Consider the following 1,027-nt stretch of genomic DNA (forward strand, 5'->3'; position numbering starts at 1 on the left):
CGGCTCCGAGGGCACCCTGGTCACCATCCTGCGCGCCCGGCTCACGCTGCTGCCGGTGGTGCGCGCCAAGTCGATCGTGTTCCTGTCCTACCCGGACATCGCCGCCGCCGGCGACGACGTGCCGCGGGTGCTGCCGCACCACCCGATCGCCCTCGAAGGGCTCGACGACAAACTCGTCAACTTCGAGAAGCGCAAGCACCTGCACCCGGAGGCCCTGCACAAACTGCCTCCCGGCGGTGGTTGGCTGATGGTGCAGCTGGGTGGCGACACCACCGAGGAGGCGGAGGCCGCGGCCACCCGCCTGATCGACGCCGTCCGCCGGGACGGCGGCCCGGGCGTGCACCGGTTCGACGATCGGGTCGACGAGGAACAGATGTGGGCGGTCCGCGAGTCCGGGCTCGGCGCCACCGCGCGGGTGCCGGGGGAGCGGGACACCTGGGAGGGCTGGGAGGACTCCGCGGTCCCCCCGGAGCGCCTGGGCGACTACCTGCGGGACCTGGACCGCCTCTTCCGGGAGTACGGCTTCGAGCAGGCCTCGCTCTACGGGCACTTCGGGCAGGGCTGCGTGCACACCCGGATCCCGTTCGAGTTGAGGACGGCCGACGGGGTCCGCCAGTTCCGCTCGTTCGTCGAGCGGGCCGCCGACCTGGTGGTCTCCTACGGCGGCTCGTTCTCCGGTGAGCACGGCGACGGGCAGTCCCGGGGCGAGCTGCTGGTGAAGATGTACGGCGACCGGGTGATCCGCGCGTTCGGGCGGTTCAAGGCGATCTTTGACCCGGACGACCGGATGAATCCCGGCAAGGTGATGCCGCCGTATCCGTTGGACAGCCACCTGCGCCTCGGCGTCGACTTCCACCACGGCGACGTGGACACCGTCTTCCGCTACCCCGACGACGGCGGCAGCTTCAGCCGCGCGGTGCTGCGCTGCGTCGGGGTCGGCCAGTGCCGGCGGGAGCACGGCGGGGTGATGTGCCCCTCCTACATGGTGACCCGGGAGGAGGAGCACTCCACCCGGGGGCGGTCGCGC

At 72.0% G+C, this 1,027-nt stretch carries 1 protein-coding gene; it reads left to right on the forward strand.

Features of this window, described 5'->3' with window-relative positions; genetic code table 11:
• Nucleotides 1-1,027: FAD-linked oxidase C-terminal domain-containing protein (locus EFE23_RS27835; RefSeq protein ID WP_305034647.1), on the forward strand; the 1,027-nt coding region annotated here is incomplete at both ends.

It is taken from the genome of Micromonospora solifontis, from assembly GCF_003725545.1.
GTDB classification, from domain to species: domain Bacteria; phylum Actinomycetota; class Actinomycetes; order Mycobacteriales; family Micromonosporaceae; genus Micromonospora; species Micromonospora solifontis.